Raw genomic sequence first — 5758 nt, 5'->3', positions numbered from 1 at the left:
TCGGCTACTAGGTCTTCTATTTCGTGGACTATGTCGCCCATCCTTCTAGATACTTCTTTTCCTCGTACACTTGGAACGATACAGAATGCACATTTGTTGTCGCATCCTATTTGGATTGTTACCCATGCCGAGAAATTACTGTCTCTTCTTGCTGGTAGTGCTGATGGGTAGGCTTCGTGTTCTTCGATGATTTCAATTATTGCTTCTTGTGTAATTTCGTTTTCTTGGAGTAGGTCTACTACGCGGTCGATGTTGTGTGTCCCAAATACTACGTCTACTGATTTAAGTTTTTTTAATATTAGATCTCTGTCTTTTTGGGCTAAACATCCACCTACTGCTATTTGTAGGTTTGGGTTTGTTTCTTTATATTGGGCGAAGGTTCCGACTGTTCCGTATAGTTTTTTGTCGGCGTTTTCACGGATACAACATGTGTTTAATACTATTACGTCTGCTTCTTTTTCGCTGGCGGCTTCTACATATCCTTCTTCTAAGAGTTGTCCAGCGATTCGTTCTGAGTCGTGTACGTTCATTTGACAGCCAAAAGTTGTTATAAAGAATCTTTTTGGATCTTTTGTTATCTCTATTGAATCAGCTGACATAATTATTATATTCTAGCTAATTTCATTATGAGTCTAAAGTTAAGGCGGATTCTCTATAGGGTTCTAGTTCTAACATCATCCGGTTTATATAACCACGGGTAGCACCAACGGTTATCCTATCTCCTTCAACGTCGGCTAATCCAAACAATCCTTGTCCAAATTCTTTACTATATTTTATTGGAATGGTTGGGGCTCGTCCTAATCGTTTCATCTCAGCGACTTCAGTGTTACTTTTTGTATAATCTGGGAACATTATTGTTCTGCTTAATAGTTCTTGAGTATATTCAATGCGAGGTTTAATTAAGCGACTAATTCGTTCATTATTGGATTCTTCTAGGTTTACCCCTCTTATAATAATACTGAATCCATTTCCTAATTCAAAATAGGGGTTCATCTTCCCGTTTATAAAACCATTTTTTTGGCCATATATTTTTTTTGGATATATACGAATTTGTATTTCTTCATCAAAGGTGAAGATGAGTCCTGGCGATGAAGATCCTTCGGGCGACAAAGGGTTTACTGGCATTAGAAATTTATATCTATTTGGGTATCTTTCATATTGATCAAATATAGATTTTAATAAGCCTACTAAGTCAATCCATGCTCCTTTTTTATCCATCTGAAACATTCTACTTAACTCAAAGACATATTATCCAGAATATAGTAACGACCACTGAGGTACCCCAGTGGCCGTTGTGTTTGAAATAGTTAGTAACTATTTTTTATTAGCAGCTTTAGACTTTTCATCTATCAGGCTCTTAGATTTAGTTCCTGCAGGTACTGTCCCTGCTGGAGCTTTGGCTTCTTCTGCCTCTTTTGCGTCAGCTTCTGCTTTTGCTGCTGCTGCATCTCTAGCTTTCTTAGTTTTACCTGTTTTCATAATAGGTGTCGCTTCAGAATTTTTTGCTAGTTCAGATTCAGTTTTGTCTGCATCTGGTTCAATCTCACATGCTGCACGTACAAGTGCATCAATTTCAAAAACCAGATCTACGTTATCCTTAAGATATTGTTTAGCATTTTCGCGTCCTTGACCAAGTTGTTCGCCTTCGTAAGTAAACCAGGCTCCTGCCTTTTTGATAATTTCTTTTTCAACTGCGACGTCAAGTAGGTTCCCTTCACGCGAGATTCCTTCACCATACATAATGTCGAATTCTGCTTGTTTAAATGGTGCAGCAATTTTGTTTTTAACCACTTTCACACGTACACGGTTACCAACAATGTCGGTACCATCTTTTATAGATTCGATACGTCGAATATCTAGACGTACAGAAGAATAGAATTTCAAAGCACGACCACCAGGTGTAGTCTCATTTGAACCAAACATAACACCAATTTTTTCTCTCAATTGGTTAATGAAAATCATTATTGTATTTGATTTATTTAGGTTGGCTGTAAGCTTACGAAGTGCTTGTGACATCAGGCGAGCTTGAAGTCCCATATGTGAATCACCCATGTCGCCTTCAATTTCAGCTCGAGGAACTAAAGCAGCAACAGAGTCGACAACAATGACATCAAGTGCTCCAGAGCGCACCAGCATATCGGCGATTTCTAAACCTTGCTCACCAGTGTCTGGTTGTGAAATTAAAAGTTCATCAACATTGATTCCAATTTTTGCAGCATAAACTGGATCAAGAGCATGCTCTGCATCAATATATGCACATGTTCCACCATTGCGTTGAGCTTCTGCAACTACGTGCATAGCAAGGGTTGATTTACCAGAAGATTCAGGACCAAACATTTCAATGACGCGTCCTCGAGGAAGACCACCTATTCCCAATGCAATATCGAGCGATAATGCTCCAGTCGAAATTGATGCAACACCAACGTGACCTCGGTCGCCCAATTTCATAATTGCGCCTTTACCGAATTGTTTATCTATCTGACCAAGGGCCATATCTAGTGCTTGATTTGAATCCATTTGTTTTCCTTTCGCATTGCTAATACTTTAACAATGTTTCTTTCTTTTCAGAGCTTGTAGCATTTTGCTTATAGCTTTTTGGGTTCTGTTTAAAACTATACCTTGAAGGTGTGACAATTAAACTACTACGAACAAATGTTCGGTTCAAGTATTTAAAGGAAAAATTTTGAGAGATATTTAAATGGCCTGATCAGCATTGATAAATAACGTTATTTTATTTTGCGCTATTTTAATTTCCGTGACCTGAATACATAACTATATTAGATTGTGGCGCACAGCTACTTCGCATTATTTAACTTATAAACAAACTTTACAAGTACAGCTTTGTCCCTAAGGTAGTGTCGGACCCTATTACAGATAGCGTCTAATGCGCTCTTTGTCTTCTCGTTGTTTTTCGCTTTTATTGAAGATCTCTATGAGTGTTATTGTATCGGATTCTTTTATAAATATTATGCGTAATGAATCATTGTTGAGGTAAGCACAATCTAATCGGGCTTTTATAGCAATTTGGTCTTTTTTTGATTGCGTTACTATGGTTGCTCTTTTACCTTCAAAGAATTTTTGTTTAAATTTTTCTCTGTCGGTTTTGTTGTCGCCTTCGTATAGGTTTTCTATTACTTGTTTGAATATTTTTATATCTGTTTCGAGTGATTTATATTTTTTTAATAGTTTTTTGAATTCTTTCTCAAATTCTGGCGCAGAATTAAAGTTCATCCTCAAGCTCTTTCACAGATGTTTCACTTGTACGATATTTTGCAAGTTGATAATCAATGGGCTTCATGTGTTTTGTCGCTAGCCAAGGAGTGTCTTTATGTGACAGCGCAGTTAGCTCTTTAGCATTTTTATCTCCGAGCCTAGAAATAACTTCATTTATATGGTCGAGTTCACTCGCATTTAACTCGTCTAGCCTTGGAGCGATGCGTGGAAGATACTTTTTTTGATTCGAATTAAAACCTGGCGTTTCAACAACGTCTAGTTCCCCACGTTTTGACATCATCTTTACGACTGAATCAAATGTTTTTAATTTTGGTGTTGGACCATAATGGTTACGCACATAAGTTAAACCCGTTATTGATTTTCCAGTTTTTTCATAATAATCAAAATCTATAAAATACAGAAGTTTATATAATACTGTTTCACCAAAGTTGGCTTTTCCGGAAACTTGGTCTAATAAATAAAGTAAAACTTCACGGAATTTTTCTATATTTTCATTTAAAATTTCTCTAGGTAAGATGTTTAGCGTATAATCTTTTAAATCGATATCCATATCGTAATTTTCGCCATTATCAGCAATACCATTTATGAAAGTTTCTGGATTTACATCGAAAATTGAACTCAATTTTTCTATTTGTTCTAAAGTGGGTGAAGAATTCCCTGTTTCGAGATGTGAATAAGTTGTACGTGTAATATCAAGTTTTTTTGCAATTTCTTCTTGACTCAATTTTGAAGATTTACGCAGTGTTTTTAGGGTTTTAGTGAACATGGCCAACCTCCTCTTTATTTCATCGACAACTGCAGTGTAGCACTGTATAGTAGAATATGCAATTATTTTGTATGAAATTCTACGCAATACGTTTTTGGCGTATTGCGATTCGATTATTTGAGAGGTCATACTTACAGACTACAACCAAGGTATGACAATAATATTGAAAGTTTTACACAAGCTTAAATCATCGTATCCGAAAGAAGATATCAGCATGTTTTTTTGGGTGATATTTGCTGGCCATGTATCTAATATGCAAATAATTTAACTTGTAAATAATCTTTACAAGTACCGATTCGTCCAAAAAGTAGTGTCGGACCCTATGGGAGCAAAGCAAAAACGCTCGTATCTGTATATAACACGATATACACGGCTATGTCTCTTATTAAAAACGCTACTTGACCACTCACTGTTAGATCATGGGATTATATGGCTCTACATTTTAATTGGTCCATCATTGTAAGTAGTATTAAAACGTTAAGTAAAAATAAATAAACACGAAAGGTGTATATGAACGACATAACAAAAAAAGCAAAAGACATTTTCGAAGATGCAAAAGATAAAGTTAGTGATGTAGCTAATAAAGCAGAAAATAAACTTCACGAAGCAAAAGGCGCAGCTAAAAATGAGAAGCGACACATCGAAGAAGATATTAAAGAAGAAGAAAACAAAAACACTGACAAGTAGTCAGTGTTTTTAACACGGATATTTATAACAACCATTTGAGAAAATTCTGTAATTTAACATTTATAGCGTTTGGCTATACCTATATTCAATGCATTCGAGCATAAAACTGGAAACTAACGTCCACAGACTAAAGATCACGTTACGTTCGTATCGTTACCATAAGAAATTAACTTGTAAACAATCTTTACAAGCACCACTTTGTCGCAAGCATCAAACGCTGTAGCTATACATGCGCGCTACTCATTGTCTTACACGGCTCTTCCCCACCATGGTCAGATCACAAGAAGTATACAAATGTCTAGACGTCGACTGTCCTGCAATAATTTAAGAATAACACGTGGGTGCGACATAGAATTTTACGCAGTTAATGCCCTTACCAAAGCGTCAGTCTTGAGGTCTTAACAGTCGTCCGAATTGCCAATAAAGGAAGAGCTGGCCTTATTTACCTGGCAGGTCGTTAATTTGATCTACTAAATAACCTTGTTTAAATAGTTGGTTTATAACAAACCTCATGAGACTGTTGTTAATAAATATTGGGACTAATGTTCTACTATCATTTTTCGGAAATCTTCGGATAAGTTTTTCTTCTATCATTTTTTTTAACATTCTAGATATTTTCTCTGGGTAATAGTCTTCGAAATCTAAACGTATATCACTTGCTGTTGCCTTTTGTTTAGATATCACTTTTAATAATACTTTCGAATAATCTCTGGAAATTGCATTCATCTTTTTTGCCTCTTCGATAGATGGCATCAATACCTTTTCGCTTAAATATTTATAATCAGTTAGTTTCTTTACTTTCCCCACTTCTTCTTTTATTCCGCCAAGCACATATATACACCAACGTATAATTCCTTCGTCTCCATTTTGATCGGCGTCACTCAACATTTCGTAATATTTATTACGATCCGAACAGAATAAACCGGTTGGATTTATTATACGTCCATCAGCGTCAAGTGGAAAACCAAACTTGATAAGCATTGCATAGGTCACCAACCTAGCCATGCGACCGTTACCATTATCAAAAGGATGTATCCACGCAAACCTGTGGTGAGATATCGCAATTTTCAA

Annotated in this window: 7 protein-coding genes; 1 reads left to right on the top strand and 6 read right to left on the bottom strand. The window is 36.2% G+C overall.

What is annotated here, in order from left to right:
• The 5 genes from KBF89_08390 to KBF89_08370 all read right to left on the bottom strand — a co-directional run.
• Positions 1-599: tRNA (N6-isopentenyl adenosine(37)-C2)-methylthiotransferase MiaB (locus KBF89_08390; GenBank protein MBP9116339.1), on the bottom strand; the 599-nt coding region annotated here is incomplete at its 3' end.
• A gap of 25 nt (positions 600-624) precedes the next feature.
• Positions 625-1218: a hypothetical protein gene (locus tag KBF89_08385; GenBank protein ID MBP9116338.1), complete on the bottom strand. Its 594-nt coding sequence runs from the start codon at positions 1216-1218 to the stop codon at positions 625-627.
• Positions 1219-1314: 96 nt separating this feature from the next.
• The gene (gene recA / locus KBF89_08380; protein MBP9116337.1) at positions 1315-2517 is read right to left on the bottom strand and encodes a recombinase RecA; all 1203 of its coding nucleotides are present in this window, start codon (positions 2515-2517) and stop codon (positions 1315-1317) included.
• Between the two features lie 351 nt (positions 2518-2868).
• Positions 2869-3231 carry a hypothetical protein gene (locus KBF89_08375; GenBank protein MBP9116336.1) on the bottom strand — a complete coding sequence of 121 codons (363 nt, stop codon included), beginning with the start codon at positions 3229-3231 and terminating at the stop codon, positions 2869-2871.
• Entirely contained in the window at positions 3221-4129 is a 909-nt protein-coding gene (locus KBF89_08370; protein ID MBP9116335.1) for a DUF4065 domain-containing protein, read from the bottom strand. The genes KBF89_08375 and KBF89_08370 overlap by 11 nt, the downstream gene beginning before the upstream one ends.
• A gap of 381 nt (positions 4130-4510) precedes the next feature.
• Between KBF89_08370 and KBF89_08365 the strand changes: the two genes are divergently transcribed.
• On the top strand, positions 4511-4687 hold the full coding sequence (locus KBF89_08365) for a hypothetical protein (GenBank protein ID MBP9116334.1): 177 nt from the start codon (positions 4511-4513) through the stop codon (positions 4685-4687).
• A gap of 438 nt (positions 4688-5125) precedes the next feature.
• On the opposite strand, the gene KBF89_08360 is transcribed toward KBF89_08365, so the two are convergent.
• Positions 5126-5758 (bottom strand): Fic family protein (locus KBF89_08360; protein MBP9116333.1); only part of this gene is annotated, 633 nt, incomplete at its 5' end.

Source organism: Acidimicrobiia bacterium (assembly GCA_018057765.1).
In the GTDB taxonomy this organism is placed as follows: Bacteria; Actinomycetota; Acidimicrobiia; order IMCC26256; family JAGPDB01; genus JAGPDB01.
The sequence above is the reverse complement of the archived record's forward strand: the minus strand, read 5'-3'. Positions and strand labels throughout refer to the sequence as shown.